This is a genomic window from Streptosporangium sp. H16, from assembly GCF_051918855.1.
Taxonomy (GTDB): Bacteria; Actinomycetota; Actinomycetes; order Streptosporangiales; family Streptosporangiaceae; genus Streptosporangium.
In genome coordinates, this window is record NZ_JBPXMD010000003.1 from 298,947 (window position 1) to 325,190 (window position 26,244).

Annotated in this window: 24 protein-coding genes; 16 read left to right on the plus strand and 8 right to left on the minus strand. The window is 71.6% G+C overall.

Features of this window, described 5'->3' with window-relative positions:
• Positions 1–73 precede the first annotated feature (73 nt).
• The 5 genes from ACTOQ2_RS07025 (at position 74) to ACTOQ2_RS07045 (ending at position 5,530) form a co-directional block, all read left to right on the plus strand.
• A complete protein-coding gene (locus ACTOQ2_RS07025) occupies positions 74–697 on the plus strand; it encodes a Uma2 family endonuclease (protein WP_440098898.1) in 624 nt (207 codons plus the stop codon).
• 141 nt (positions 698–838) lie between these two features.
• On the plus strand, positions 839–1,357 hold the full coding sequence (locus ACTOQ2_RS07030; protein ID WP_440098899.1) for an RNA polymerase sigma factor: 519 nt from the start codon (positions 839–841) through the stop codon (positions 1,355–1,357).
• Positions 1,354–2,556: a hypothetical protein gene (locus ACTOQ2_RS07035; RefSeq protein ID WP_440098900.1), complete on the plus strand. Its 1,203-nt coding sequence runs from the start codon at positions 1,354–1,356 to the stop codon at positions 2,554–2,556. The genes ACTOQ2_RS07030 and ACTOQ2_RS07035 overlap by 4 nt, the downstream gene beginning before the upstream one ends.
• A gap of 229 nt (positions 2,557–2,785) precedes the next feature.
• Positions 2,786–3,952, plus strand: a complete 1,167-nt coding sequence (locus ACTOQ2_RS07040) for an urease accessory protein UreH domain-containing protein (RefSeq protein WP_440098901.1) — start codon at positions 2,786–2,788, stop codon at positions 3,950–3,952.
• Positions 3,953–4,117: 165 nt separating this feature from the next.
• Positions 4,118–5,530, plus strand: coding sequence for a tetratricopeptide repeat protein (locus ACTOQ2_RS07045; RefSeq protein WP_440098902.1), 1,413 nt, complete (start codon positions 4,118–4,120; stop codon positions 5,528–5,530).
• 147 nt (positions 5,531–5,677) lie between these two features.
• Here the strand turns inward: ACTOQ2_RS07045 and ald are convergent, their stop codons facing one another.
• Positions 5,678–6,793, minus strand: a complete 1,116-nt coding sequence (gene ald / locus ACTOQ2_RS07050; RefSeq protein WP_440067317.1) for an alanine dehydrogenase — start codon at positions 6,791–6,793, stop codon at positions 5,678–5,680.
• Between the two features lie 208 nt (positions 6,794–7,001).
• Positions 7,002–8,396, minus strand: a complete 1,395-nt coding sequence (locus ACTOQ2_RS07055; protein ID WP_440098903.1) for an aspartate aminotransferase family protein — start codon at positions 8,394–8,396, stop codon at positions 7,002–7,004.
• Between the two features lie 281 nt (positions 8,397–8,677).
• Between ACTOQ2_RS07055 and ACTOQ2_RS07060 the strand changes: the two genes are divergently transcribed.
• Both ACTOQ2_RS07060 and ACTOQ2_RS07065 read left to right on the plus strand, forming a co-directional pair.
• Entirely contained in the window at positions 8,678–10,024 is a 1,347-nt protein-coding gene (locus ACTOQ2_RS07060) for a M20/M25/M40 family metallo-hydrolase (protein ID WP_440098904.1), read from the plus strand.
• Between the two features lie 198 nt (positions 10,025–10,222).
• Positions 10,223–12,046: a substrate-binding and VWA domain-containing protein gene (locus ACTOQ2_RS07065; protein ID WP_440098905.1), complete on the plus strand. Its 1,824-nt coding sequence runs from the start codon at positions 10,223–10,225 to the stop codon at positions 12,044–12,046.
• Between the two features lie 143 nt (positions 12,047–12,189).
• On the opposite strand, the gene ACTOQ2_RS07070 is transcribed toward ACTOQ2_RS07065, so the two are convergent.
• Positions 12,190–12,714, minus strand: a complete 525-nt coding sequence (locus tag ACTOQ2_RS07070; protein ID WP_440098906.1) for a cysteine dioxygenase — start codon at positions 12,712–12,714, stop codon at positions 12,190–12,192.
• 75 nt (positions 12,715–12,789) lie between these two features.
• On the opposite strand from ACTOQ2_RS07070, the gene ACTOQ2_RS07075 reads away from it, so the two are divergent.
• Together ACTOQ2_RS07075 and ACTOQ2_RS07080 are read left to right on the plus strand one after the other, a co-directional pair.
• Positions 12,790–13,686, plus strand: coding sequence for a LysR family transcriptional regulator (locus ACTOQ2_RS07075; RefSeq protein ID WP_440098908.1), 897 nt, complete (start codon positions 12,790–12,792; stop codon positions 13,684–13,686).
• Between the two features lie 151 nt (positions 13,687–13,837).
• Positions 13,838–14,482 (plus strand): LysE family translocator, encoded by a 645-nt coding sequence (locus tag ACTOQ2_RS07080; RefSeq protein WP_440098909.1) that lies wholly within the window; start codon positions 13,838–13,840, stop codon positions 14,480–14,482.
• A 45-nt stretch (positions 14,483–14,527) separates the two neighbouring features.
• Here ACTOQ2_RS07080 and ACTOQ2_RS07085 read toward each other — a convergent pair whose 3' ends face one another.
• Positions 14,528–15,481: an aldose epimerase family protein gene (locus tag ACTOQ2_RS07085; protein ID WP_440098910.1), complete on the minus strand. Its 954-nt coding sequence runs from the start codon at positions 15,479–15,481 to the stop codon at positions 14,528–14,530.
• On the minus strand, positions 15,478–16,449 hold the full coding sequence (locus ACTOQ2_RS07090) for a LacI family DNA-binding transcriptional regulator (protein WP_440099079.1): 972 nt from the start codon (positions 16,447–16,449) through the stop codon (positions 15,478–15,480). Before ACTOQ2_RS07090 ends, ACTOQ2_RS07085 begins: the two co-directional genes overlap by 4 nt.
• Positions 16,450–16,713: 264 nt before the next feature.
• On the opposite strand from ACTOQ2_RS07090, the gene ACTOQ2_RS07095 reads away from it, so the two are divergent.
• Both ACTOQ2_RS07095 and ACTOQ2_RS07100 read left to right on the plus strand, forming a co-directional pair.
• On the plus strand, positions 16,714–17,871 hold the full coding sequence (locus ACTOQ2_RS07095) for a Gfo/Idh/MocA family protein (RefSeq protein ID WP_440098911.1): 1,158 nt from the start codon (positions 16,714–16,716) through the stop codon (positions 17,869–17,871).
• 160 nt (positions 17,872–18,031) lie between these two features.
• On the plus strand, positions 18,032–19,360 hold the full coding sequence (locus ACTOQ2_RS07100) for a pectate lyase family protein (RefSeq protein WP_440098913.1): 1,329 nt from the start codon (positions 18,032–18,034) through the stop codon (positions 19,358–19,360).
• A 176-nt stretch (positions 19,361–19,536) separates the two neighbouring features.
• Here ACTOQ2_RS07100 and ACTOQ2_RS07105 read toward each other — a convergent pair whose 3' ends face one another.
• Entirely contained in the window at positions 19,537–21,003 is a 1,467-nt protein-coding gene (locus ACTOQ2_RS07105; protein WP_440098914.1) for an aldehyde dehydrogenase (NADP(+)), read from the minus strand.
• Positions 21,004–21,180: 177 nt separating this feature from the next.
• Between ACTOQ2_RS07105 and ACTOQ2_RS07110 the strand changes: the two genes are divergently transcribed.
• Both ACTOQ2_RS07110 and ACTOQ2_RS07115 read left to right on the plus strand, forming a co-directional pair.
• Positions 21,181–21,399, plus strand: coding sequence for a hypothetical protein (locus ACTOQ2_RS07110; RefSeq protein ID WP_440098915.1), 219 nt, complete (start codon positions 21,181–21,183; stop codon positions 21,397–21,399).
• 161 nt (positions 21,400–21,560) lie between these two features.
• Complete coding sequence (locus ACTOQ2_RS07115; protein WP_440098916.1) at positions 21,561–22,049, plus strand: hypothetical protein; 489 nt, start codon at positions 21,561–21,563, stop codon at positions 22,047–22,049.
• A 314-nt stretch (positions 22,050–22,363) separates the two neighbouring features.
• On the opposite strand, the gene ACTOQ2_RS07120 is transcribed toward ACTOQ2_RS07115, so the two are convergent.
• Positions 22,364–23,668: a helix-turn-helix domain-containing protein gene (locus tag ACTOQ2_RS07120; RefSeq protein WP_440098917.1), complete on the minus strand. Its 1,305-nt coding sequence runs from the start codon at positions 23,666–23,668 to the stop codon at positions 22,364–22,366.
• 256 nt (positions 23,669–23,924) lie between these two features.
• Between ACTOQ2_RS07120 and ACTOQ2_RS07125 the strand changes: the two genes are divergently transcribed.
• From ACTOQ2_RS07125 to ACTOQ2_RS07135, 3 genes are read left to right on the plus strand one after another with little or no spacing between them, the layout of a single operon-like run.
• Positions 23,925–24,494, plus strand: coding sequence for a hypothetical protein (locus tag ACTOQ2_RS07125; RefSeq protein WP_440098918.1), 570 nt, complete (start codon positions 23,925–23,927; stop codon positions 24,492–24,494).
• On the plus strand, positions 24,491–24,922 hold the full coding sequence (locus ACTOQ2_RS07130; RefSeq protein ID WP_440098919.1) for a hypothetical protein: 432 nt from the start codon (positions 24,491–24,493) through the stop codon (positions 24,920–24,922). Before ACTOQ2_RS07125 ends, ACTOQ2_RS07130 begins: the two co-directional genes overlap by 4 nt.
• The gene (locus tag ACTOQ2_RS07135) at positions 24,906–25,277 is read left to right on the plus strand and encodes a hypothetical protein (protein WP_440098920.1); all 372 of its coding nucleotides are present in this window, start codon (positions 24,906–24,908) and stop codon (positions 25,275–25,277) included. Before ACTOQ2_RS07130 ends, ACTOQ2_RS07135 begins: the two co-directional genes overlap by 17 nt.
• 178 nt (positions 25,278–25,455) lie before the next feature.
• Here the strand turns inward: ACTOQ2_RS07135 and ACTOQ2_RS07140 are convergent, their stop codons facing one another.
• The gene (locus ACTOQ2_RS07140; protein ID WP_440098921.1) at positions 25,456–26,187 is read right to left on the minus strand and encodes a hypothetical protein; all 732 of its coding nucleotides are present in this window, start codon (positions 26,185–26,187) and stop codon (positions 25,456–25,458) included.
• Positions 26,188–26,244: the final 57 nt, after the last annotated feature.

The window sequence follows — 26,244 nt, forward strand, 5'->3', positions numbered from 1 at the left end:
GCTCGCACCCACCCGCCCCACTTGCGATACTCAACGTGTTCACCAGAACACGAAGGGACATATCGTCATGGTCATGACATCGCGACGGAGCCACGCCAATCTGCGCCCCTCCCCCGAGACCTCGTCCCAGCCTCTGCCAGGAACGGCGCGCGAGCTCTTCGACGCGCTTCCGCAGCTTCCAGGGCTGCGGACAGAGATCATCGACGGGAGACTGATAGTGAGCCCGGTGGGCACCCCCGAACACGCCAGGATCGCGATGCGCCTGTATCGCGCGCTCCTTCCGCTCATCGAGGAGAAGGAGTGGGACGGTTTCAGCGGGAACGTCGACGTCTGCATAGAAGGACCGCGTGATCCGGTTGAGCCCGACTTCGTCCTGGCGCCCGCCGACTGCCCGCGCTGGGGCGCCCGCGAGTTGCTCTCCTCCGGGCTTCTCATGGTCGCCGAAATCGTGTCTCCGGGGAGCGCCGTCGACGACCGCGACCGCAAGCCCGCCGTCTACGCCTCCGGTGGCGTCCCCGTGATGCTCCTCGTCGACCCCGTGGCCGCGCCCGCCACCGTGACGGTCCTCAGCGACCCCAAGGAGGGCGAGTACCGGACCTCCACCCGGGTCGAGATGGGTTCGCGTCTCCACCTCCCCGAGCCGGTCGGCTTCACCCTCGACACCTCGATCTTCGCGGACACCCGGACCACGCCGTAAGCAGGAGGCCGGGCGGCGGGCCGGTCCGCGCGTCCCCTGCGGTCGACGCCCCCTCCCGGCGGCCCCGGCCGGTCGGGCGGGCGCGCGAACACTCATGCCCGTCCCAAGCAGCGAATCGTGGCCGGTGCGCGTTCTTAGGGCATGAACGGTGAGATAGTCGCTCTCCCCGCCACGCCACCCGACGCCGAGGCGGTACTGGCCGGCTTCTACCGCGAGCACCGGCTCGCCCTGGTGCGCCTGGCCGTGCTGCTCGTCGGGGACCGGGAGTGCGCGGAGGACGTCGTACAGGACGTCTTCTCCAGGCTGCACGGCAAGGGTCCCGGGACGCTCACCCTGACATACGTCCGCGTCTGCGTGCTGAACGCCTCGCGCTCGGTCCTGCGCAGGCGCGGCGTCGCCGCCAGGGCGGTGCTGGGACGGCCGGAAGAGCCGGTGGACTCCGCGGAGACGGCCGCGCTGCTGGGCGAGTCGCGGCAGGAGATGCTGGCCGCGCTCGGCCGGCTGCCCAGACGGCAGCGCGAGGTCCTCGTCCTGCGCTACTACCTGGACATGTCCAACGCCGACATCGCCCAGGCGACGCGCCTCAGGGAGAGCACCGTGCGGTCCACCGCCTTCAGGGCCCTGGAGCGGCTCGAACGCGAACTGGGAGGCAAGGCATGACCGAGATCGAGGACCGGCTCAGGGACGCGCTGGCCGCCAAGGCCGGGAGCGTGCGGGACGACGGGCGGCCCCGGGCCCTGCCCGTGGCACGCGGGACGTCGTCCGGCGCCAGGTGGTGGGCCCCGATCGCGGTGGCGGCCGCCATCGTGACCGTGGTGGCCGCGACCGTCGTGGGAACGCGTACGGTCACGCCGCCCTCCCCTGCGGTCCCGGCGGTCCCGACGGTGCGGCCGACGCCCCGCGCCGGCTCCCTCGCACCGCCGATCAGGCAGGTGTGGCCGGGCGCGGTGCACGAGATCCCGGCGAAGGGGCCCGGCGGCCGGGTGTTCACCCCGGACGTGTTCGTCACCGACCGGGTCGTGGTGGGGCGGGGGCTCACCAGGAACCGGCTCGACGGGATCTGGTCGTACGACATCGGCAGGCGGAGGTTCACCCGGATCGCGCCGCTCAAGAACCCGAACGTGATGAACGCACCGCTGGTCTTCGGCGACGGTCACCTGGCGTGGTCCACGCTCCGCGGCCGTCTGACGGAGATATGGGCGGTGCCGGTCACGGGCGGCGTCCCGCGGCGGATCGCCTCGGTCACGGCCGTGCTCGTCGACAACACCTACAGCGGGATCGGCCTGGCCATCGCCGACGGCATGGCCGTGTGGTCGCCGCTCGACGGCGGCGGCGCCCACCGGGCTCCGCTGACGGGCGGGAAGGCGTCCCTGGTCGACGGCACGAGAGGCTTCCACCTGGTCGACTGGCCGTGGGCCGGGCGGCCCGAGCGGGACATGATGGCGGAGCGTCCCAGCGTTCGCCCGATGGAGTTCCTGAAGAACGTGCTCACCGGCGAGACCAGGGACGCGGCCCCTCCGGCGGGGCTGACGTCCTGGAGCGACTGCGGGGTGACGTGGTGCCTCAACGGCGCAGAGGCGTGGCGACGCGACGGCACGGACCGGCACGGGCTGCCGGGGACGGCCCGCGGGACTCTCTACTCGGGCCGCTTCGTCCTGCTCCACCAGAGGGGCCGCGACGGCAGGGGGGCGAGCTCCCTGCACGACGTCGCCACGGGACGTACCGGCCTGCTGTTCCCGGTTCCGACGCGCCAGGGGGACAAGCCGGCTCCCACCCTGTACGTGCACGAGGGCATGTTCCGGTTCCGGTCGGGACCGGGCAGGCAGGTTCTCGTCAACCTGAACGCCGCCGGCCGATGAGCCCGGCCGCCGCCGGCGGAATTCGTCGCGCGAAGCGGCGCGCGCCCTGGGGGAACGCCCCGGGATGCGCCCCCGGCCGCCGGAAAGCCGGATGCCCGGTGAGGAGTCCGGAAACCGGGACCTCCGGTAAGAAGGCCGGAAACCTGGACGCCCGGTGAGGACAGCGTGCGCGCTCGGTAAGAAAATGTCACCCTCGGTCACCTTCGGTCGCCCTCCGGCGAGATTACGTTTGGTCCGTGGGGATCTGGATGGTCATCGGGGATGTCCGCTGAGCGCGGGGCCGGCCGCGCTGTTCGCCGGGGGGCTCGCCGCGGGACTGGTCGCGGGTACGGCCTCGTGCGCGGCCGTGCAGGGCGGCCTGCTCACCGGGCTCACCTCCCGCCGCCCGGCCGGCTCCGGAGGGCTCACCTCCCGCGGCCGCCCGGCCGGCTCCGGAGGGCGCGGCGGGACCGGGGCGGGCCCCTCGGATCCCACGGGCCCCACAGTCGTCGCACTGTTCCTCGCCGGGCGCCTCGGCTCCCACACGGCGGCCGGAGCCCTGCTCGGGCTCGCCGGGTCCGCGGTGCGGCTGGGTCCTCAGGTCAGGGCCGCGCTGCTCGTCGCGGCCGGGATCGCGGTCGTGTTCTTCGGAATCCGCATGTTCGGCCGCGAACCGGAGGACGGATGCCGCCCGGACGCCCCGCCGGGCGGGCGTGCGTCCCGGCGCGGCGGCGTGTCCGGGATCGCCGCCCCCGCGCCCAGGGCGCTGGCGCTCGGTGCCGCGACGATCCTGCTGCCGTGCGGGGTGACGCTCAGCACCGAGATGGTGGCGGTCTCCAGCGGGTCGGCGCTGGGCGGGGCCGCGGTGATGGCGGGCTTCGTGACGGGGACGGCTCCCGCGTTCGCCCTGCTCGGGCTGGTCCTGCGGCGGGCCGCGACGACCAGGCTGGCGGCGCTGGCGGGGGTCGTCGCGCTGGCGGCGGGCCTGTGGACGATCTCCTCGGGGCTGAGTCTCGGGGGGTGGCTCCCCGGGTCCGGCGGCCCGGCGACGGCGGCGGACGGCCCGGCACGGCCGATGGGCGCCCCGGCGGGGAGGACGGGGACGGCGGCGGACGATCAGGGGGGCGATACCGCGGCCGTCCCGGCGGGAACGGCCGTCCGCGCCGGCGGCGTCCAGCGGGTCGAGGTCCGGGCCACCGGCCACGGCTACCGGCCGGGCGTGGTGACCGCCCACGCGGGAGTTCCCACCGACCTCGTCTTCCGTCTCGAGGGCGTCCCCGGCTGCACCCGGACGCTCACGATCGACGGCCGCGACGTGGCACTGCCCGCCACGGTACGGCTGGGCGCGCGAGAGCCGGGTTCCCTGCGCTACGTCTGCTCGATGGGCATGTACGTGGGGTTCGTGCGCTTCGTCTGAGCATCGGGATCCGGGCGACGGGACACCGGGCCGGGCACGACGATCGGATCGGCGGGCGGATCGACGGCGGACCGGCGGACGGAAGTCGCGATTACCCTCCGCCACCGGGCGGTTACGTGTCACCCTGTGACCTGTCGGCTGCGCGACGTCGGCGAGGAGGGTGACATGGGGTGGTGGCCTGACGACCCGGAGGCGACCGCGGGGCTGATACCCACCCCCCGGAGCACCGAGCACGAGAACGACACGGACGGCGAGACGGCGCTGCTGCTCGCCGCGCACGGCGGTGACGTGCAGGCCGCCCACCAGCTGGGCCGCCACTTCGCGCAGCGGGGCGACCGCTCGGCGGCACGGCACTGGTGGGAGCGCGCGGCGGCCGCGGGAAACCTCGACAGCGCCTACAACCTGGGGATCTGGCACGAGAAGCACGGCACTCCCGCGGAGGCCGCGCGATGGTACGAGCTGGCGGCGAACGCCGGAGACGTCGAGGCCGCGGTGAACCTGGCGACCCTCCTGCTGGACCAGCACGGCGACGTCCCCGCCGCCCGGCGGTGGTTCGAGACGGCGGCCGGGGCGGGTTCCCGCGCGGCGACCAGGCGGCTCGCGCTGCTCTGCGAGGACGGCGGCGAGGTGAAGGCAGCCGGGGAGTGGCACCGCAGGGCCGCGATGGACGGCGACCTGGCCTCGGCCCACGACCTCGGATTCCTCGCCTACGCCTCCGGCGAGGAGGACGAGACGCTGCGCTGGTGGGAGCTGGCCGCCCGGAGCGGCCATGCCGACGCGGCCTACCACCTCGGGCTGTTCCTGCAGGCCAACCGCGACCCCGAGGGGGCGGAGACGTTCTTCCGGCTGGCCGCCAGGAACGAGCACCCCGGCGCCGCGTCCCAGCTCGGCGGGATCGCGCTGTCCCTCGGAGACCTGCGCACCGCGCGCGCCTGGTTCGAGCGGGCGGCCTGCACCGGCAGGATCGACGACCAGCGGACGGCCGGGTTCGTGTGCGTGGAGATGAGCGACGCGCGGGGGGCCGGCCACTGGTTCAGCCGGGCCGCGGCGGGGGGCGACCCGGAGGCGGCCTTCAATTTCGGCCTGCTGCTCATCGCCGAGCACAGCGACCTGCAGGGCGGGCAGCACTGGTTCCGCCAGGCGGCACAGGCGGGACACCACCGGGCCGCGGTCGAGCTGGCCGCGCTGCTGTCGGCCGCGGGCTTCTCCCGCGAGGCGGAGCGGTGGCTGTCCGATCCGCCTTCTCCCCCGTGGAGCCGGACCACCGAACCCGAGCTCGTCGCCCGCGCCGAGCTGGCCGCGGCCGCCGTCGCCCGGCGGGGCGGCGCCCCCCTGAGGGTCGCCGACCTGACCGAGATCCTCGGCACCTGGGATCTCGTCACCCGGCCGCTGCGCGACCACACCGACGTCACGGCGTGGCTGACCGAGCGGAGCGGGCTGCCGTCGGGCGCGATCGAGCACCTGGCGTCCGTACGGGCCACGCTGTTGCGCCCCGGCGGCGCCCCCTGGCCGACCCCGGTGGAGATCGAGCACGTCCTGGTCACCGCACGCGCCCTGCGTTCCGGATCGTCGCCGTGAACGAGGCGTGGACGAGGCGCGGGTGAGGCGCGGGCAAGGAGGGAGCGAGACCGTGACCGGCGCCGCGCCCCTCGCGAACCGGCCCCCGCGTCCCGGCAGGGCCGCGCGTCCCGCGCCCGGCCGGCGCGGGACGTACGGACCCCGGCCTCAGGCGGCGATGACCTCGGAGACCGGCACGTGCGGCAGGCCGAGGGCGATGGCGACCTGCTCGTTGGTGAGCCGTCCCGCGTGGGTGTTGAGGCCCAGCGCGAGGGAGGCGTCCCGCTGGAGCGCGGTCTTCCAGCCGAGACCGGCCAGCTTGACCGCGTAGGGCAGCGTGGCGTTGGTCAGCGCGTAGGTGGAGGTGTTGGCGACGGACCCCGGCATGTTGGCCACGCAGTAGAAGATCGAGTTGTGGACCTGGTAGGTCGGCTCGGCGTGCGTGGTCGGGCGGGAGTCCTCGAAGCAGCCGCCCTGGTCGATGGCGATGTCGACGAGCACGGAGCCCGGCTTCATGCGGGAGACCAGCTCGTTGGAGACGAGGGTCGGGGCCTTGGCCCCGGGGATCAGCACGGCGCCGATGACCAGGTCGGCCTCCAAGACCTCCTTCTCGATCGCGTACGAGGTCGAGACGAGGGTCTTGAGACGGCCCTGGTAGATGGCGTCGACGAAGCGCAGGCGGTCGATGTTGAGGTCGAGGACGGTGACGTCCGCGCCCATGCCGACCGCGATCTGCGCGGCGTTGAGCCCGGAGACGCCCGCGCCGATGACGACGACCTTGGCGGGGGCCACGCCGGGCACGCCGCCGGGCAGCACGCCGCGCCCGCCGTTGAAGCGCATCAGGTTGTAGGCGCCGACCTGCGGGGCCAGCCGGCCCGCGACCTCGGACATCGGGGCGAGCAGCGGCAGGGTGTTGCCGACCTGGACGGTCTCGTACGCGATGCCGGTGACCTGGCGGTCGAGGAGGGCGTCGGTGCACTCGCGGCCGGCCGCGAGGTGCAGGTAGGTGAAGAGCACCTGGCCGGGGCGCATGCGGTGGTACTCCTCCGCGATGGGCTCCTTCACCTTGAGGATCATCTCGGCCTGGTCCCACACCTCGTCGGCGCTGTCGAGGATCTTGGCCCCGGCGAAGAGGTACTCCTCGTCGGTGAGGTGCGAGCCGAGGCCCGCGCCGCGCTGGATGTAGACGTCGTGGCCGTGACGGACGAGCTCGTGCACGCCCGCCGGGGTCGCGGCGACGCGGTACTCGTGGTTCTTGACCTCGGCAGGCACGCCGATCTTCATGGGATTTCCTTTCGTTGTTTCGACGGAGTGGCACAGCGAGGCTTCCGCGGGTGCGGTGCGGTCTCACTCCGGCGGGCATGGCGCCGGACGGCGAGCGCCGGCGAGGGCGCGGCGGGCCGGGAAGACCCGGACGGCGCGACCGCCGGCGGGTGCGGCGCGTCTCTCCGGGCCGCGCGTGGCGGTCCGGAGGGGGCGCGGCCGTGCGCGCTCAGAGGCGGCTCCATGCCTCCGTCAGCACCGAGCGGAGGATGGACTCGATCTCGTCGAACTCCTTGGGGCCGCAGATGAGCGGCGGGGCGAGCTGGATGACCGGGTCGCCCCGGTCGTCGGCGCGGCAGTACAGGCCCGCCTCGTACAGGGCGGGGGTGAGGAAGCCCCTGATGAGGCGCTCGGACTCCTCGGTGTCGAAGGTCTCCTTGGTGACCTTGTCCTTGACGAGCTCGATGCCCCAGAAGTAGCCGGAGCCGCGCACGTCACCGACGATCGGCAGGTCGCGGAGCCTCTCCAGGGTGGAGCGGAAGACCGGCTCGTTGCGGGTGACGTGGCCGAGCAGGTCCTCCCGCTCGAACAGGTCGAGGTTGGCCAGCGCGACGGCCGAGGAGACCGGGTGGCCGCCGAAGGTGTAGCCGTGGGCGAACATCTCGGTGCCGTTCTTGAACGGCTCGAAGAGGCGATCGGAGGCGATCATGGCGCCGATCGGCGAGTAGCCGCTGGTCATGCCCTTGGCGCAGGTGATGATGTCGGGGACGTAGTCGAACTTCTGCCCGCCGAACATGGTGCCGAGGCGGCCGAAGGCGCAGATGACCTCGTCCGAGACGAGCAGGACGTCGTACTCGTCGCAGATCTCGCGCAGGCGCTTGAAGTATCCGGGGGGCGGCGGGAAGCAGCCGCCCGCGTTCTGCACCGGCTCGACGAAGACGGCGGCCACGGTGTCGGGCCCCTCCATCTCGATGGCGCGGGCGACGCGCTCGGCGGCCCAGTAGCCGTACTGCTCGGGCGTCATGCCCGGCACGCCGGTGATCTCGTCGGCGCGGTAGTGGTTGGTGTTGGGCACCCTGACGGAACCCGGGACCAGCGGCTCGAACATCTGCTTGAAGGCCGGGATGCCGGTGATCGACAGGGCGCCCTGCGGGGTGCCGTGGTAGGCGATCTGGCGGCTGATGACCTTGTGCTTGAGCGGCCTGCCAGTGATCTTGAAGTACTGCTTGGCGAGCTTCCACGCGCTCTCGACGGCCTCGCCGCCGCCGGTGGTGAAGAAGACACGGTTGAGGTCGCCGGGGGTCTCGGCGGCGAGACGCTGGGCCAGCTCGACGGCCTTGGGGTGCGCGTACGACCAGAGCGGGAAGAACGCCAGCTCCTGGGCCTGCTTGGCGGCGGCCTCGGCCAGCTCGCTGCGGCCGTGACCCGCCTGGACCACGAAGAGACCCGCGAGGCCGTCGAGGTAGCGCTTGCCGTGCACGTCGTAGATGTAGGAGCCCTCACCGCGCACGATCATCGGCACCTCGGCGCCCTCGTACGAGCTGTGCCGGGTGAAGTGCATCCACAGGTTGTCCTGCGCGGCCTTCATGAGCGAGGTCACGTCGGTGTTTTCAGGGTGCGTCATCACGATCTTCCCTCGTTGAGCTGAGCTTCCAACAGTCTGCCTGCCAGAACAGCTCTTGCCAAGTGAAAACGTGGTATTAAAGTGCGAGAACCTCGGAATCCGCAAAACACCCATGTAACAACGACGAAATCCGCGATCAGGCAAGAAGGTCGCCAGACCATTGCCCAAACCCCGGTTCCACTTGGCGGAACCCTGGTGTGCTGGAATCGTGCACGAGAGCGGCCGTACCTGCGGCTGTGATCCAATAGGACGCACCAGATATTGAGATGCGGGGGAAAGTCGTGACTCCTGACGAGATCGAGAACGCCGTCACCGCCGGCATGCCCCAGGCGATAGCGGACCTCAGAAGGCTCGTCGCCATCCCCTCGGTGGCCTTCCCCGGCCATCCCGAGGAGCCCGTGCACGCGGCCGCCGCGGTGACCGAGGAACTGCTGCGGAGCACCGGCCTGCCGCGTGTCCAGCAGATCCCCGTCGAGGGCAGTTTTCCCGCCGTCTACGCGGAGGCCCCTGCCCCGCCCGGCGCGCCGACCGTGCTGCTGTACGCGCACTACGACGTGCAGCCCACCGGAGACCTCGCGCTCTGGCGCACCCCGCCGTTCGAGCCGACCGAGATCGACGGCGCGATCCACGGTCGCGGCGCGGCCGACGACAAGTCGGGCGTCATCTCCCACGTCGCGGCGCTCCGCGCCTTCCGGGGGCGTTTCCCGGTCGGCGTCAAGGTCATCGTCGAGGGTCAGGAGGAGTACGCGGGCGAGCGCCTGGAATCCTTCGTCGAGCACAACCCCGAGCTGTTCCGCGCCGACGCGATCGTGGTCGCCGACACCGGCAACCCCCGGGTGGGCGACCCCGCGGTGACGACCTCGCTGCGCGGCATGGGCGCCTTCACCATCGAGGTGCGCACCCTCAAGGAGTCGCTGCACAGCGGCTCGTTCGGCGGCGCCGCCCCCGACGCCCTCGCGGCGCTGATCCGGATGCTGGCCGCCCTGCACGACGACCACGGCGACATCCGCGTCCCCGGCCTGCCGCGCGGCAGCTTCCTCGGCTCCGGCCCGTCCGAGGAGGACTTCCGTGCCACCGCGGGCGTGCTCGACGGCGTCTCCACGGTCGGCTCCGGCTCGCTGGCCGACCGCCTGTGGGCCTCGTACGCGATCACGGTCACCGGTCTGGACGTGCCGACGGTCTCCGGCGCGATCAACGCCGTCCAGGCCGTCGCCAGGGCCCGGGTGACCGTGCGGGTGCCCCCGGCCGGCGACCCGAAGACCACCGTCGAGGCCGTCGTCGACTTCCTGCGGCAGGTCGCCCCCTGGGGCGTCCAGGTCGACGTCGGCGACTACACCATGGGCTCCGGCTACCTGGCCGACACCGGCGGCGCGGCCCGCTCCGCGCTGAACCGGGCGATGGAACGGGCCTTCGGCCGTCCCCCGCGCGACGTCGGCGCCGGTGGCTCGATCCCGCTCGTCTCCACCTTCGTCAGGCAGTTCCCCGCCGCCACGATCCTGCTCTTCGGCGCCGAGGACGACGACGCGGCGATCCACGCCCCCAACGAGCGCGTGAACATCGAGGAGCTCCGCCGCACCGCCACCGCCGAGGCGCTCTTCCTGCAGGAGTACGGCTCCACGGCGGTCTGACACCCGAGGTCTGACGATCGGGCCCTCCCGGCGATCGCCGGGAGGGCCCTTGGCGTGCGCTCACCCGTGACGCTCACCCGACCGCGGGGGCGCCTCGGAGCACGCCGGTTCCGGCACCCGCGACGAACCCCGGTCGCGGAGAACTCTCGGGGCGGGTCGTTCGTCGGACAGGTACAGACATCTCCCCGGGAGGCAGGGTTGTACCAGCAACCGCAGCGACGGCGGAGGAACTTCGCCCCGTTCATCGTCGCGATCATTCTCGCCGGAGCCCTGATCGTCGCCCTGCGGATCTTCGTCGACGCGAACGCGCCCGGAGCCGAAGCGGCACGCGGGGCGCCCGAACAGCCCAAGGCCTGCGAGGGGGGCGTCACCCTGACCGTCGCCGCCTCGTCGGAGAAGGCCGAACTGCTGCGGACGATCGCCTCCGGCTACAACGGCAGGCGGGTGGGCGGGCGGTGCGCCGACGTCGTCGTCGAGACCAAGGCGAGCGGCGGCGCCATGCAGGCGCTGGCCAGGGGCTGGGACGAGCGCCGGGACGGCCCCCGCCCCGACGTGTGGTCGCCCGCCGGCAGCGGCTGGATCACCCTGCTCCAGCAGCGCGCCTCGGCGAACGACTCCGCCTCCCTGGTCGCCGCCGACAACCCGTCGATCGCCACGACGCCGCTGGTCGTCGCGATGCCCCTGCCGATGGCCGAGGCGCTGGGCTGGCCGGGCAAGAAGCTCGGCTGGTCCGACCTGCTCGCCGTGTCCGCCGGGTCGTGGGCGAAGTACGGCCACCCCGAATGGGGACGGTTCAAGCTGGGCAAGACCAACCCCAACTTCTCCACCAGCGGCCTGAACGCCACCGTCGGCGCCTACTTCGCGGCGACCGGCCTGTCCGGCGACCTGACGGAGAAGAACGTGGCCGACGCGAAGGTCAGGGACTTCGTGCGCGGCGTGGAACGTTCGATCGTGCACTACGGCGACACGACGCTGACGTTCCTGTCGAACCTCCAGCGGGCCGACGACGCGGGCGCGGGCCTGAGCTACATCTCCGCGGTGGCCGTGGAGGAGAAGTCGGTCTGGGACTACAACCAGGGCAACCCGACCGGTGACCCCGCGACGCTGGGCAGGCACGCCAAGCCCAAGGTGCCGCTGGCGGCGATCTACCCCAAGGAGGGCACGCTCATGTCCGACAACCCGTACGCGGTGCTGGCCGCCCCGTGGGTCGACGACGCCAAGCGGGCGGTGGCGGCCGACTTCCTCGCGTACCTCCGGGCTCCCGAGCAGCAGGCCCGCTTCGCCGAGTTCGCCTTCCGCTCGCACGACGGCAAGGCGGGCAAGCTGATCACCCAGGCGAACGGGCTGCTGCCCGCCGAGCCGAGGACCACGCTGAACCCGCCCGCCCCGAACGTGCTCGACAAGATGCTCACCGGCTGGGCCGACCTGCGCAAACCCGCGAACGTCCTCCTGGTCCTCGACGTCTCCGGCTCGATGGGCGCCCCCGTGCCCGGCACCGGCAAGAGCAAGCTCGACCTGGCCAGGCAGGCCGCGATCAACGCGCTGCCCCAGTTCGGCCCGCACGACAGGGTCGGGCTGTGGATGTTCTCCACCGAGCGCGACGGCGCGAAGGACCACCTGGAACTGGCCCCGCTGGCCGCCGTCGACGCCGCCCAGCGCGGGAGGCTGCGCGCCAGGCTCGACGGCCTCACCCCCGACGGCGGCACCGGCCTGTACGACACCGCGCTCGCGGCCCACGAGCAGGTGCGCGAGCTGCGGAACGGTGACGCGATCAATGCGGTGGTCTTCCTGACTGACGGCAGGAACGAGGACCCCGACAGCCTCTCCCTGGAGAAGCTGCTGCCCGGCCTGCGTACCGAACCGGGCCAGGAGACGGTGCGGATGTTCACGATCGCCTACGGCCAGGACGCCGACCTCGGCGTGCTGAAGCAGATCTCCGAGGCGACCGCCGCCGCCGCGTACGACTCTCGCGAATCCGGAAGCATCGACCAGGTGTTCACCGCGGTGGTGTCCAACTTCTGATGGCACGCCTCGTCGGCGGGTTCGGCGCGGCTCGACGGCCACGCCGCGGCGGGTGGTTGGGGGTGGGCCCGGCTCGATCTCGATGGGGAAGCCGGACCCGTGGTCCCCGCCTCACCGGACGGGCGGGGCGCGGAACGACCCGTTCAGCGAACGGGCAGCTCGTAGACGCGGCGGACGCTGGTGGGGGCGGCGCTGAGGTCGGCCCCGTAGATGTGGAGCGAGATGGCCGTCTCGTCGCCCGTGTTGTGGACGCGGTGGATGTCACCGGGCGGGGCGAAACCGCTCACGTCACCGGTCTGGTTGGCGGCCCTGCCGATCTCGGTCAGGTGGTCGCCGTGGTCGCGGTAGAGGGTCTCGTACTCCACGCCCTGCAGCACGCCGAACACGCACCACGCGATGTGGTCGTGGATCACGGTCTTCTGTCCGGGCCGCCAGACCACGGCCACGATCGAGAAGTTCTCCTCGGCGTGGAGGGTGTGGCCGACATAGCGGTCGGGGTCGCCGAGGCGCTCCTCCTCGGTGAGGATCTCGGGGGACGGCAGCCTCTCACGCAGCAGCCCGGCCACGGCGAAGGCCGTGGTCCGAGCGTCGGCGGACGGGTCGACGAGGTCTCGGACCCCCGCGACCAGTTCGGCCAGGCCCGGGCGGGTGAGCGTCAAGGTTGTCATGCCTCAAGGATGCGGCGAGGAGATACATAGCGTCCAATGCCTATCTTCCCGCTCAACCATAGATAAAGTTAATACATGCTCGATATCGTGCGACTTCGCGTCCTCGCCTCGGTGTCCCGGCACGGCTCGGTGACCGCGGCGGCGAGGGAGCTGCACTACTCCCAGCCCTCGGTGAGCCACCACCTCGCGAAGCTCGAGGCCGAGACCGGGGCCAAGCTGATCCAGCGGGTCGGCCGGGGCATCCGGCTGACCGAGGCCGGCCGACTGCTCGCCGAGCGGGCCGTCGAGATCATCGGCCGCCTCGACTCCGCGTCCGCGGAGCTGTCGGCGCACGTGGGCCTGCGTGCCGGCCGGGTCAGGCTGGCCTCCTTCCCCTCCGCCCTGGGGACGTTCGTGCCGGAGGCCGCCGCCGTACTCGCCGGGGGGCACCCCGGCCTGGAGCTGCGGCTGACCGAGACGGAGCCGCCCGACGCGCTGCGGATGCTCAAGGCCGGCTACGTGGACGTGGCGGTCATCTTCCGCTACGACGACACCGCCCCCGAGGCCGACGGGATCCGGCTGCTCCACCTGCTGGACGACCCCAGCTACCTGATCACCTCCGGCCCGGTCGGCGAGCTGACCGCCTACCGCGACTCCCGGTGGATCGGTGGCTGCGACCGGTGCCGCACCCACCTGCTGGAGCTGTGCGCCAGGGCCGGCTTCGAGCCGGAGATCGCCTTCACCACCGACGACATCGTCGCCGTCCAGGCCCTGGTCGCCGCCGGGATCGGGGTGAGCGCCCTGCCGGGGCTCGCCCTGCACGCCCACCGGCACCCGAGGATCAACACGATCGAGCTTCCCCGCTCGACCCGCCACGTCTACGCCGCCACCTACGGCGAGCCCCCCGACCCCCCGGCCACCACCGCCCTGCTGACCGCCCTGACCTCGGCGACGGCTCTGCGGACCACGGCGGAACGCCCGGCCGGGCCCTGAGCGGCACGGACGCGGCACGGCCGCCGCACGGACGCCGCACGCGCCGCACGGAAGCGGCACGGAAGCGGCACAGACGCCCTGCCGCGGGCGGGAGCCGTCCGGCGGCGAAAATGCGAGGCGCCGGGGAAACCGGTGACCCTATGATCCGGACATGCCAGACCTGCCCGCTCTCGCGCTCTTCGCCGCGGCGACTCTCACCCTGCTGCTCGTCCCGGGGCCCGCGGTGCTCTACATCGTGACCCGCAGCGTCGCCCAGGGCCGGTCCGCCGGGCTGGTGTCGGTGCTCGGCATCCACCTCGGCTCGCTGGTCCACGTGGCCGCCGCCGCCCTGGGCATCAGCGCCCTGCTCGCCGCCTCGTCGACCGGGTTCACGATCGTGAAGTATCTCGGCGCCGCCTACCTGATCTGGCTGGGCGTGCGCAAGCTCATGACCCGCTCGAACGGGGAGGAGTCCTTCGAACCGCGGACCGCGACCAGATCCCGGATGTTCTGGGAGGGCTTCGTGGTCAACGTGCTCAACCCGAAGACCGCGATCTTCTTCCTCGCCTTCCTGCCGCAGTTCGCCGATCCGGAGGCCGGGCCGATCGCCCCGCAGATCGTGCTGCTCGGCCTGATCTGGACGGTGCTCGGCATGGCCAGCGACGGCGCCTTCGCCCTGCTCGCCTCGGCCATGGCCGGCCGCCTGCGCCGCTCGGCCCGCGCCCGCCGCCGCCTGGACGCCACCAGCGGTGTCGTCTATCTCGGCCTGGGGGCCGTCGCGGCCCTCGGCGGCGAGCACGCCACGGCCAAGGCCTGAGCGGCCTGAGCGCGGGTCACGCCCCGGCGCCCTCCCCCGGGGTCGTCAGGTGAAGCGGTAGGTGGTGGTGGAGGCGAACCGCTCGCCGGGGCGCAGGACCGTCGAGGGGAAGTCGGGCCGGTTCGGCGAGTCGGGGAAGTGCTGGGTCTCCAGGCACAGGCCCGCGTGCTTCTCGTACGCGGTGGCGACGCCGTCCAGGAAGTTGCCCGTGTAGAACTGCACGCCCGGCTCGGTGGTGGTGACCTCCATGGTGAGCCCTCCGACCGGCTCGCGGACCTCGATGCCGCCGCGCAGGACGTAGCAGTGGTCGTAGCCGCCCCCCAGCCGGGAGTCGGCGATCCGCTCGCCGATCTCGTACGGCGAGGTGAAGTCGAACGGGGTGCCGGTGACCGGGGCGAGCTCCCCGGTCGGGATCTGCGTGGCGTCGACCGGCAGGTAGTGGTCGGCGTCGATGCGGACCACGTGCTTGAGGATGTCACCGCCCCCGGCGAGGTTGAAGTAGGAGTGGTTGGTGAGGTTCAGCACGGTCGGCGCGTCGGTGACCGCGTGGTAGTCGAGCCGGATCGCGTCGCCGGTCAGCGTGTAGGTGACCGACGCAGTGAGCGTGCCGGGGTAGCCCTGCTCGCCGTCCCGGCTCACGTACTCCAGGGTGACGGCGGTGTCGGAGGCGCCGGTGATCCGCCAGACCCGGGTGTCGAAGCCCTGCGGCCCGCCGTGCAGGCTGTTGGGGCCGTTGTTGACCGGCAGCTCGTGGGCGCGCCCGTCGAGGGTGAACCGCCCGCCCGCGATGCGGTTGCCGTACCGGCCGACCACGGCGCCGAAGTAGCGGCTGCGCGTCAGGTAGTCGCCGAGGTTGTCGTAGCCGAGGACGACGTCGACGCCGGAGACCTCCAGCGACTGCAGGATCGCCCCGTAGCTGAGGATCGCGGCGCGCATCCGCCCGTTCGACAGCACGTGCCGCTCGACCTGCTCGCCCGACGGGGTGGTTCCGAAGCTCATGTGCGCACCTCTCCGGTGGATTCACGGACGACCAGGCTGGTGTCCAGGGTGGCCAGGGTAGTGGTGGCGCCGTCGCCGAACGACTGCAGCAGCAGGTCCACCGCCATCCGCCCGGCGGCGGCGGTGGGCATGGCCACGGTGGTCAGCTTGGGCCGGTTCAGCCGCCCTGACACGATGTCGTCGACGCCGACCACGCTGATGTCGTCGGGGACGCGCACACCGCGCTCGTACAGGCCCTCGATGAGCCCGATGGCCACCAGGTCGTTGTAGGCGAGCACGCCCGTCACCCCGGAGGCGACCACCTCTCCGGCGACGGCGAGGCCGCCCTGCTCAGTGGGCGCGTTCGGGCCGAGGATGACCAGCTCGACGTCGTCCATCGCGGTCGCGGCGGCGCGCATCTCGCCGCTGGTCCACGAGCCGCTCGGCCCGGAGAGCAGGGCGATCCTGCGGTGGCCGAGGCCGGTCAGGTGCTCGATCGCGAGGCGGGCGCCCTGGCCGACGTCCATCAGTATCGTCGGCAGGCCCTTCATCCGCCGGTTGACCACCACGAACGGCACGTCGGCATGGAGGCGCTCGATGGCCCGGTTGGACAGCCGGGGGCTGCAGAGCAGGACCCCGTCGACCTGCTTGGCGAGGGTCTGGATCAGCTCCTCCTCGACCTGCGGGTCCTCGTCGGTGTCGGCCACGAACACGTGGTAGTCGCGGGCCCTGGCGTGCGCCTGGGCGGCCTTGATCAGCGGTGGGAAGAACGGGTTGGAGATGTCGGCGACGATGAGGCCGATGTTGTGGGTCCTGCCGGTGGTGAGGGCCCGCGCGGCACGGTTGGGGCGGTAGCCGAGATCCTCGGCGACCGCGAGCACGCGGTTGCGGGTCTCGGTGTTCACCAGATGCGGCGCCGAGAAGGTGCGGGACACCGTCGAGACGTGCACTCCCGACGCCCGCGCCACGTCCCTGATCGTCGCTGCCACCATGCTCCTTCGCCCTGACCCGGCACCGGGGCCCTGAAGCACATTAGTGCAAGCGGTTGCGTGACTGTCAACGCCGGAATCAGATGCTTTGCGAAGCGGTACGGGATCGGTTGCACACCCCTGGCTATCAGAAATATCGAAAAATCCGCAGATGAGGAGCGATTTACAAAATTGGGCCCTTGACGTTGCCGGAAGATGTCCTCAATGTTTCTTGCAACCGGTTGCAGAACACCGGAGTCCGGGACCGCGATGGGAGGTGGCGTGATGGAACCGGTTCGCGTGGTGCTCGCCGGGGCGCACGGGCACGGCTGGTGGCACCTGTCGAACGTCCGGCGGCTGGCCGAGGCCGGGCTGGTGGACCTGGCCGGGGTGTGCGACGTGCGGCCCGTCGGCGACCTGCCCGAGGGGGCGGAGTTCTCCGGCGACCTGGCCGGGCTGATCGGGCGCACCGGCGCCGAGGTGACCATCCTGTGCACGCCCGTCCACACCCACGCCGAGCTGGCGGAGAAGGCGCTGCGCGCCGGCTCGCACGTGCTGCTGGAGAAGCCGCCCGCCGCCACGTACGCGGACTACCTCCGGATCGTCGCGGTGGCCGGAGAGACCGGGCTCGCCTGCCAGGTGGGGTTCCAGAGCCTGGGCTCGGAGGCGATCCCGGCCGTCCGGCGGATGGTCGCGGAAGGGGCGATCGGCCAGGTCACCGGGATCGGCGCGGCGGGCGCCTGGGAGCGCCCCTACTCCTACTACGGCCGGACGCCGTGGGCCGGGAGGCGCGAGGCCGGCGGCGTTCCCGTGATGGACGGCGTCCTCACCAACCCGCTCGCACACGCGACCGCGACCGCGCTGGCCGTCTCCGGCGCGGAGGTCGAGGACGTCGAGGTCGAGCTCTACCGGGCCAATGTGATCGAGGCGGACGACACCTCGTGCGCGCGGATGCGGATGGATGACGGGACGGTCGTGACGGTCGCGGTCTCACTGTGCGCGGACCGGCGGCACGAGCCGTACCTGATCGTGCACGGCGAGAGCGGGCGGATCCGGCTGACCTACACCGAGGACCGGGTCGAGTTCGACGGGACCTCGGTCGTCCACCCCAGGGCCGACCTGCTGGAGAACCTCGTCGCGCACATCCGCGACGGCACCGGCCTGCTCGTACCGCTGGAGAGGACGGCCGGTTTCATGCGCGTCCTCGACGCGGTGCGGCGGGCGCCCGAGCCCCTGGCCATACCTGACGTGTTCCAGGAGATCGGCGACGAGCGCCGGGTGCTGCCCAGGATCGCCGAGGTGACGGCGACGAGCGCGGAACGGCTGGCGCTCTACTCGGAACTCCGGGTGCCCTGGAGCGGGCGCCGTCCCGGGACGGGGCGGCCGCCCTCCGGCGGCGGCCCGGCCCCCGGAACCTCCTGGACACGTTCGCGGCCAGGCTGACCGAAGCGCAGGCGTCGTACACGCGGCGCGACGGCGGCCGAGCCGTCACAGCGAGGCGGGCGCGTCCATCCCTGACCTGGGCGCGCCCGCCTCCACCATCCGGAAGGCTCTCGGGGGCCGTACGGAGCCTCCCTCCCACCTGACCCGCGGAGGAATTCCCGTGAAACGAGCCGTCGCGCTCACCGCCCTGCTGTCCCTGGCGATCCTCGCCGCCCCGCCCGCGTCCGCCGCCGCCCTGAGGGCCGGGGCCCGCACCCCGGAGACCACCTCGCCGAAACCCGCCGGGCACAGGCCGGACCTGGGCCGCCGGACCCTGCCCGCGAACGACGGCTGGGCCGCCGAGGGCCCCGGCACCACCGGTGGCGTCGCCGCGCCCGCGTCGAACGTGCACACCGTCTCCACCCGCACCGAGCTGGCCACCGCGCTCGCCGCCCCCTCACCGAAGATCATCTATGTGAAGGGGACGGTCGACACCGACAGGACCTGCGCCGACTACGCGACCGGCGGCTACACCCTGGAGGCCTACCTCGCCACGTACGACCCCGCGGTGTGGGGCAGGGAGACCGACCCCTCCGGCCCGCTGGAGGACGCGCGCGTCGCCTCGGCCGCCAGGCAGACCGCCCACATCAGGCTCAAGGTCGGCTCCGACACCACCATCGTCGGCCTCGGCGGGAACGCGCGGATCCGCGGCGTCAACCTGCACGTCGACAAGGTCGACAACGTCATCATCCGCAACATCCTCTTCGAGGACACCGCCGACTGCTTCCCGAAGTGGACCCCGACCGACGGCGCCGAGGGCAACTGGAACTCCCTCTACGACAACATCTCGGTGACCGGCTCGACGCACGTGTGGGTGGACCACAACACCTTCACCGACGGCGACAACCCGGACTCGGAGCAGCCGCGGTACTTCGGCAGGCCCTACCAGGTGCACGACGGGCAGCTCGACATCACCCACGCCGCCAACTTCGTCACGGCCTCCTGGAACCGGTTCTCCGGCCACGACAAGACGATGCTGATCGGCTCCACCAACAACCCGGCGAACGACACGGGCAAGCTGAACGTCACCGTCCACCACAACCACTTCGACAACGTGCTGCAGCGGCTCCCGCGCGTGCGCTTCGGCCAGGTGCACGTCTACAACAACTACTACGAGATCCCCGACGCCTCCGCCTTCCAGTACGCCCTCGGCGTGGGCGTGCAGTCGCAGATCTTCGCCGAGAACAACTTCTTCCGGCTGGGCCGGGCGGTCGACCCGGCGGACCTCCTCTACAACTGGGGCGGTACCGCCCTCACCGCGCGGGGGAACCTGCTCCGCGTCGGCGGCCGGGTCGCCCCCGTCGACCTCGTCGCCGTCCACAACGCCGACAACGACCCCGACCTCGGCGCGGACGCGGGCTGGACCCCGACCCTGCACACCGGGATCGACCCGGCCCAGGCGGTGGACCGTTCGGTCTCCCGGCACGCGGGCGTGGGCGAGATCCGCTGAGGACACGCGGCGGGACACGGCGGCCCCGGACGGCTCGTCGTTCACGAGCCGTCCGGGGCCGCCGTGCCGAGCCTGGCCCTCAGGTCCTCCCGCGTGTCAGACGGGCACCGTGACGGTGTGCGGGCCGAAGGACGGTCGCCTTCTCGCGGCCCGTGGGCTCCCTGCCTCCGGGAACGTCAGGCACGTCCCTCGGCGAGGACCCCGTCGACCCGGCGCGGGATGCCAAGCGGGTTGTCGTCGCGCAGCTCGGGCGGCAGGAGCTCGGCCGGCCAGTCCTGGTAGGCGGTCGGCACCAGCCACCTGCGAATCGCGGCGGCGCCGACCGAGGTGTGGGCGGCGGCCGTGCTGGCGGGCCAGGGACCGCCGTGGTGCATGGCCCAGCGGACCGCCACCCCGGTCGGCCAGCCGTTCCAGATCAGCCGCCCCGCCTTCTTGAGCAGCACTTCCGCGCTCCCGCGCGCCTCGGCGGGGTCGGTCGCGTGGATCGTCGCGGTCAGCGAGCCGTCCAGCCTCTCCAGTACGGGAGGCAGGTCCGCGGGGTCGTTGTAGACGACCACGAGGGCGGCCGGGCCGAAGCACTCCTCCACGAGATCGGGCAGGTCCGCGGCGAACGTCGCCAGGTCGGTGACGAACACCTGCGGGGTCACCGCGAACGCCCCCTCGCCCGGCTGCCCCTCGGCGAGGGGGGTGAGCTTGCCGAGCCTGGCCAGCCCGCGCAGGTAGCCGCCCTGCATCCGCTCGGTGAGCATCGGCCCGCCCACGGTCTCGGAGACCGCCTCGGAGACGGAGACCAGGAGTTCGGCGTCGTCGGGGACGAACACCAGCCCGGGGTTGGTGCAGAACTGGCCGGTGCCGAGGGTGAGCGATGCGGCGAAGCCCTGGGCGAGGCCGTCGCGGGCGGCCGAGGGCAGCACGACGACGGGGTTGACGCTGCCCAGCTCGCCGTAGAACGGGATGGGGTCGGGACGCTCGGCGATGAGCGCCTGGATGGCCTTGCCCCCGGGGATGGAGCCGGTGAACCCGACGGCCGCCACGGACGGGTGCGTGGCCAGCCGCTTCCCCGCGTCGAGCCCGCGGACCAGGCCGAGCAGGTCCGGGTCGGGCAGGGCGCGCCGGATGATCTGCCACGACAGCTCCGACGTGGCCGGATGCCCGTCGTGAGCCTTGACCACCACCGGGCATCCGGCGGCCAGCGCCGAGGCCGTGTCGCCGCCCGCGACCGAGAAGGCGAACGGGAAGTTGCTCGCCGCGAAGACCCCGGCCACGCCGGGCAGCGGGTGGTTCATCCGCCGCAGGTCGGGGACCGGCGGCTGGGCCGTCGCGTGGTCGATCACCGCCTCCACGTGCCCGCCGTCGCGCAGCACCTGGGCGAAGAGCCGGAACTGCCCGGCGGCCCGCCCCACCTCCCCGCGCAGCCGGGTCTCCCCGAGCGCGGTCTCCGCGTCGGCCGCCCGCCAGAGCTCCTCGACGTTCGCCTCCAGCGCCGCCGCGACCGCCTCCAGCGCCGCCGCCCGGTCCGCCGTACGCCAGGCGGTGCCGGCCGCGAGAGCCGCCCCGACGATCGCGTCCACCTCGTCGTCCGAGGTCAGCGGGAAGGGATTCCCGACGGACTCGCCGGTCCTGGGGTCGATTGAGTGGATCAAAACGAAAGCCTTTCCTCAACGGATCCTGCCACGCCGGACCATCCTCCTAAGGTAAGCGCTTTCCTAGCCAGAGACCAACCGACCGGGGCAGGCACGACACAGCCGTCTCCCACCTCTGCCCTGGCCGATCCGCTACGTGCATGCCCCGCCGATCCCGCTCAGAACGCCGCCGCGACCGTGGGAGAGTCGTGGCAGTACTACGACCTGGGACACGGGTTCTGCGGCTACGCCTTCTTCGAGCAGTGCCCGCACCGGATGACCTGCGCCAAGTGCAACCTCTACACCCCGAAGGACTCCTCCAAGGATCTAATGCTGGGGGCCGACAATCTGCAGTGCATGCTCGCCGCCATTCCACCCGCCGACGACGAGCGGGCCGCGATCGACGGCCATCCTTGACCAGCTTCTGGAACGTCTCACCGACGCCCCCACGCCATCCGGTGCGACCCCGCGACAGATCGACATTCCGGCCCAGGCGACGCTGCTTCCGGTCATCGCTGTCAACTAGAAGCCGACGTAATCAAGCTGCGGCAAGCTCCGCGACCAGGCAGCATGACGGTATGACGGATCTCCGATGGGAAGAGGTCAGGGAATTCTTCGATCCCGACTTGATGGGCGCATTGCCGGACCTCCTTGTCCCGAACGCCACCATCGAGGACTGGCAGACCGTCCTGGACCTACTTAGAACGCGTGGATGGCAGTGGCAGTACTCGCAAGGCGACACGGTGCTGCCGCTGCCTATCGCAGCCGAAGTGCTTGCGCGTCCACCCGAGGCTGAGACGGTGTCGCTGCGAGTCTGGCCTGTTCCGGGCGTGCTCGCGATCTTCCGGCTCATCTCGGAGACCGAGATTGACTTCGATATCGACCTTCGTGAACTGCAAGGTCAAGAAGGGGTCGACACACTCTGCGACTTCCTGCGGGCGATCGGGAGCGAACTCGGCAAGCCGGTGCTGATGACCTCGGAAGGCGGAAGCCAAGAACAACCGGTCCTCGGCTTCGATCCCATTGTCAGCAAGGTCGTCCTGTTCGGAGATCCGGCACCCGACTGACCGCGACGATCGGCGCGGCCTGACGAAACAGACTCCACATAATGGTGTGGTTGACTCGGCCTTCGACAGGGGCAGAGTTCCATGAGTCGGTCAGCCTCTGGATGACGGCAGGTGCGCCTGGGCGAGTCCGGCTTGATCCAGGGCGAGGCTGCGCAGGCTGGTCTGTCGGCGTAGTTCCAGCGCTCGGCCGATGTGAATCACAGCGACGGCCGTGTGCTGACCCCTGAGGCGTCGCCCAGCCTCGTACCCGCTGGAAGAAGTAACGCTTCGTCCAGCAGGTGGTGGACGAAGCGTTGCACTCCGGCGGCCCGAAACTACGTCGCGGCCTCGATGGCCGGCACTTCACGAAGCTCGCCGATGGCCAGGCGGTGCTGCTGATCGAGCGGGATGGCGCGCAGCAGCATTCGCGCGGTCTCGATGATGTGGTTGCTGCGGTAGGCGACCGGGAGAGGGTCTATCACCGCCGCCGCCCGACGAACTCCCTCATCAACGGCGCCTTGGACGACCGTACAGAGCGCTTCATGCAGAGCGACATTGACCTGGTACTGGTAGTCATTGGTCAGTCTGAGCACGTTCTCCCGGGCCACGCCCGCCCTGGTCTCATCTCCCGCGCCGGCATAAATCCAGCTCTGCGCGAAGTAGATCTGATCCTCTTTCCAGAAGCCGAGCGAATCCCCGCGGCCTCCCTTCTCCGTCAGGCCGACAAGCGCATCCAACGTCTGATATGCCTCCGTGTGTTTGCCAAGCAGGGAGAGGGCTTTCGCCCGGGTGGTCAGCAAGTCGACGGAGGTGCCGCCGGCGACCTGCTCCGCGTTGCCGACGAGGCGCATGACCGTCTCCGGAGCACGCTGCCCGTAGAGCCCGTGCCCCGCCTCCTCAGAGCGGACCAGGAGGCGCACCTCCCGGTCCCCGGAGGCGTCGGCCGCGCTCCGTCCGGTACGCCACCAGCGGACGGCGGCCCCATGGTCACCCAGGCGGGTCAACGCGTTGGCGTGGATGCCGGCCAGCATGGCCAGGGTCCGCTGCAGTTCGGTCACCTCGGCTGGAGACGACGCCTCCATCTGCCGCCGTACCGTGAGCAGATCGATGACGAGATCGGCCGCCACCTGCGCGGGGGGCCGGGTGCGAAGCGCGTACAAGTGGTCGGCGGCGGACATCTCCCACTCCTCGCCGCTTCGGAAGCCATGGTCGATGGACAGGTCGAGAAGCTGGCGAACCGGCTCACCTGAAGCACCGAATATCCCGATCCCGGCACTGGCGGCGGCAAGCCGCAAAAGTCGTCGGCGTTCCATGTCGTCGTCGCCTCCATCTGACGCCTTCCACATGAGGTTACCCTCGGACGCTTTCGCCAATTCGGCGACATTCGGCAGATCGGCGAACAACTCCCCCTCGGCGACCTCGAAGATCTGGGCGAGCAGCAGAGGATAGGGCTCACTCGGTCGATGCTTACCGGTCTCCCATGCGCGAACCATTCGGGTCAACGATTCACAGGTCGGCATATGTGCCCGAATACGACCGCTCGCCGTATCAATCAACTGCCGAGCCACGTCCTTCAAGGACCAGTTACGCGACTGTCGCTCGTTGCGCAACCGAACGGCCCACACAGGAAGATCATTCATGTGCGCACCTCAAGGGCACAGGGGATACGAGGGGGATATCCGCCCTCATCCAAAGTATCCCCTGTTGTAAAGCGACCACGCAGCGTTCTCATGGGGTCACCGTGAAAAGACGGAGCCCGCCCACGGCATTGCGCGCCAGGACGGGCTCCTTGATCAGGAAATGGTGTCCTGACCCGTGAACAACCTTAATGCTCCGGTTCTTGACCGAACTACAGCGAGACCCTGTGGCTGCTTCGCTGAGACCCCGCCCCTGCCGATGGGGTGCGCCGACTGCGGGCACGCTCCCTACGCCCACGGCTGCCCCGGCCAACGCGTCGACCACGAGTACGCGCAGCCGTCCGGCGCGCTGATGGCCGAGCGCCTCGACGCACGCCGCCGACTCGGCCTCGGCCGTACCCTGCCGGCCTTCGAGCCCGCGCAACCGACGCTGGTGCCCGCGCCCCGCCAGGCCGCCCCCGAGGCGACGCCGACGCGTGCCCGGCCCACCGGACGCACCGACACTCGCCGCCCGACAATGCCCACTGCCCGCCCGCCCCGGCCGGTCGAGACGCGGGAGAGTCGCGCGGTCCGCCTGGCGCTCGCTCGCGACTCTCTCGCCCGCCGCCGGGCCCGCGTCGCGGCTCGCACGCGCGAGCGCAGCGCCCCACCTCTGAACACGGGCCGGGAACCAACCACCCTGCCGCTGCTCACCTTGCTGCCGGACCCTCCCGACCACCAGCACCAGATCCTTCGGCCGGAATTCGCCGTCGCCCTTGGCAGGAACCACTCCCCGGATACCCCTCCACTCCGACAGCACCAGCCCTATCGGTGGGAGGCAGCGGCATGAACGCGACCCCGCAGGGCGACCCCGCGAGCAGGCGCGGCGGTGTGTCCCCTTCCCAGGCGTACGCCGCCGCGCAACCCGTCACCGAACCGTCGCCCGCCCTGCGGCGTGCCGAGGACTTGGCCGCCATCCTGGACGACGTCTACGGCATCAAGGCCGATATCCACGAGCTGCGCTCCGGCAACGCCATCGTGTCCGTCTTCCTCGGACTCCTGGCCTACACCGACGGCGAGAAGTTCTGGTGGACCGGCCCCGAGCTCAGCGACTCCGGCGCACCCTTGCTCAGTTCCGAGCTGACGCTGCCCGCCGCCGCCGAGCAGCTCGCCGAGCACTACGCGATCCTGCGCGCCCGCCCCGCCGCCGGCGTGCTGGGAAGCGAGCTGCCGCTGCTCGCCGACATCCTTACGGCCGACCATGTTGTCCCGCGCTGACGCCGACGCGGCACGCGCCGCCAAGCAGGTGCAGCGATACGCACCCACCTGGTGGGTCAGCTGGAGCTTGCGTTTTCGCCGGTTCGAGGCATGGGAGTGCACCGACCCGGCCCAGTGCCGCATCGTCTGCGCGGACAGCGCCGCCGACCTGTGGGACGACATGCAGCAGGTAGACCTCCTGATCGGCACCAGGCTGACCGGGTGGACCGACCATAAGGGCGAGTTCTTCACGTGGGGCGCCGTACATGTGAAGGAGCCCGCCGAGCACGCTCGGGTCGACGACGTGCCGCAGGTCACACGCCAGATCGCCGAACAGCTCGGCGAGCACTGCACTGAGCCGACCGCGGCTCCATGAGCGGCGCGGCGGCACGGCGACCAGCCTCCCGTGCCGTCGCGCTCACACTCCCCGCAGGCGGTGGTGCGTGACCAGGGGCCGCCCCCCGGGTGTCCGGCACCTGTTCGCCCGTTAATACAACTCATGCAATCGAACGACCCGTCGCGTTACGAGGACGATGCTCGGGTTTCACGTGAAATCACGGGAGCACCGCCACCCAGCGGGCGATCAGGGTCTTGCCCCCGGCGACCACCGTCACGTTGTCCCCCGCCTTGCCCAGGGCGGCGCGCAGTGTCGTCGCCTCGCCTCCCCGGTAGGTCCGGGTGCCGAAGTTGCCGCCGGTCCCGGCCTCGATCGGCGTGGTGACGCCCTCGGGCCAGGTCGCCTGCCGCCTGGGCCGGGCGCTCGGGTCCTCGTACATCGTCACCGTGATCGGCGCGGTGACATCGGGCGCGCCGGTGGAGCGGATCCTGGCGGTCAGCTTCGAGAGGCGCTCGGTCGCGGCGACGATCGGCGCGTCCTCCGCCAGCGGCGTCCCCTCCAGCCTGGTCTCGTGGGTCTTCCCGCCGGAGTCGACCACGGTGACGACGGCGAAGGGCTGGTCGGTGGCCCCTCCCGTACGGTCGAGCGTGCCCTCCCGCCCGGCCAGGGATTCGACGAGCCCGGCCCGCAGATCGCGCAGTTCGGCCTCCGGGAGCGGGACGACGACGAGTTCCGCGTCGCGCAGCGAGACGGCCCGCCCGTCGGCGGTGACGCTCATGCTGTCCCCGCCCTCGCACGTCATTCCGCCGCAGCTGACGTACCGGACGACGACGGCACCCGGCCGTTCCACAGCGGGCGCGGTGGTCTCGACGGTGGCGGTGGTGCCGTTCCCTGAGCAGCCGATCACGAGGAGGAGCGGGAGCAGGACGGCGGTCCGCAGAAAACGCATCACACCTCAGGAACGGATCGACCACCCGGGCGGTTCACACCTCACCGGACCACGCGA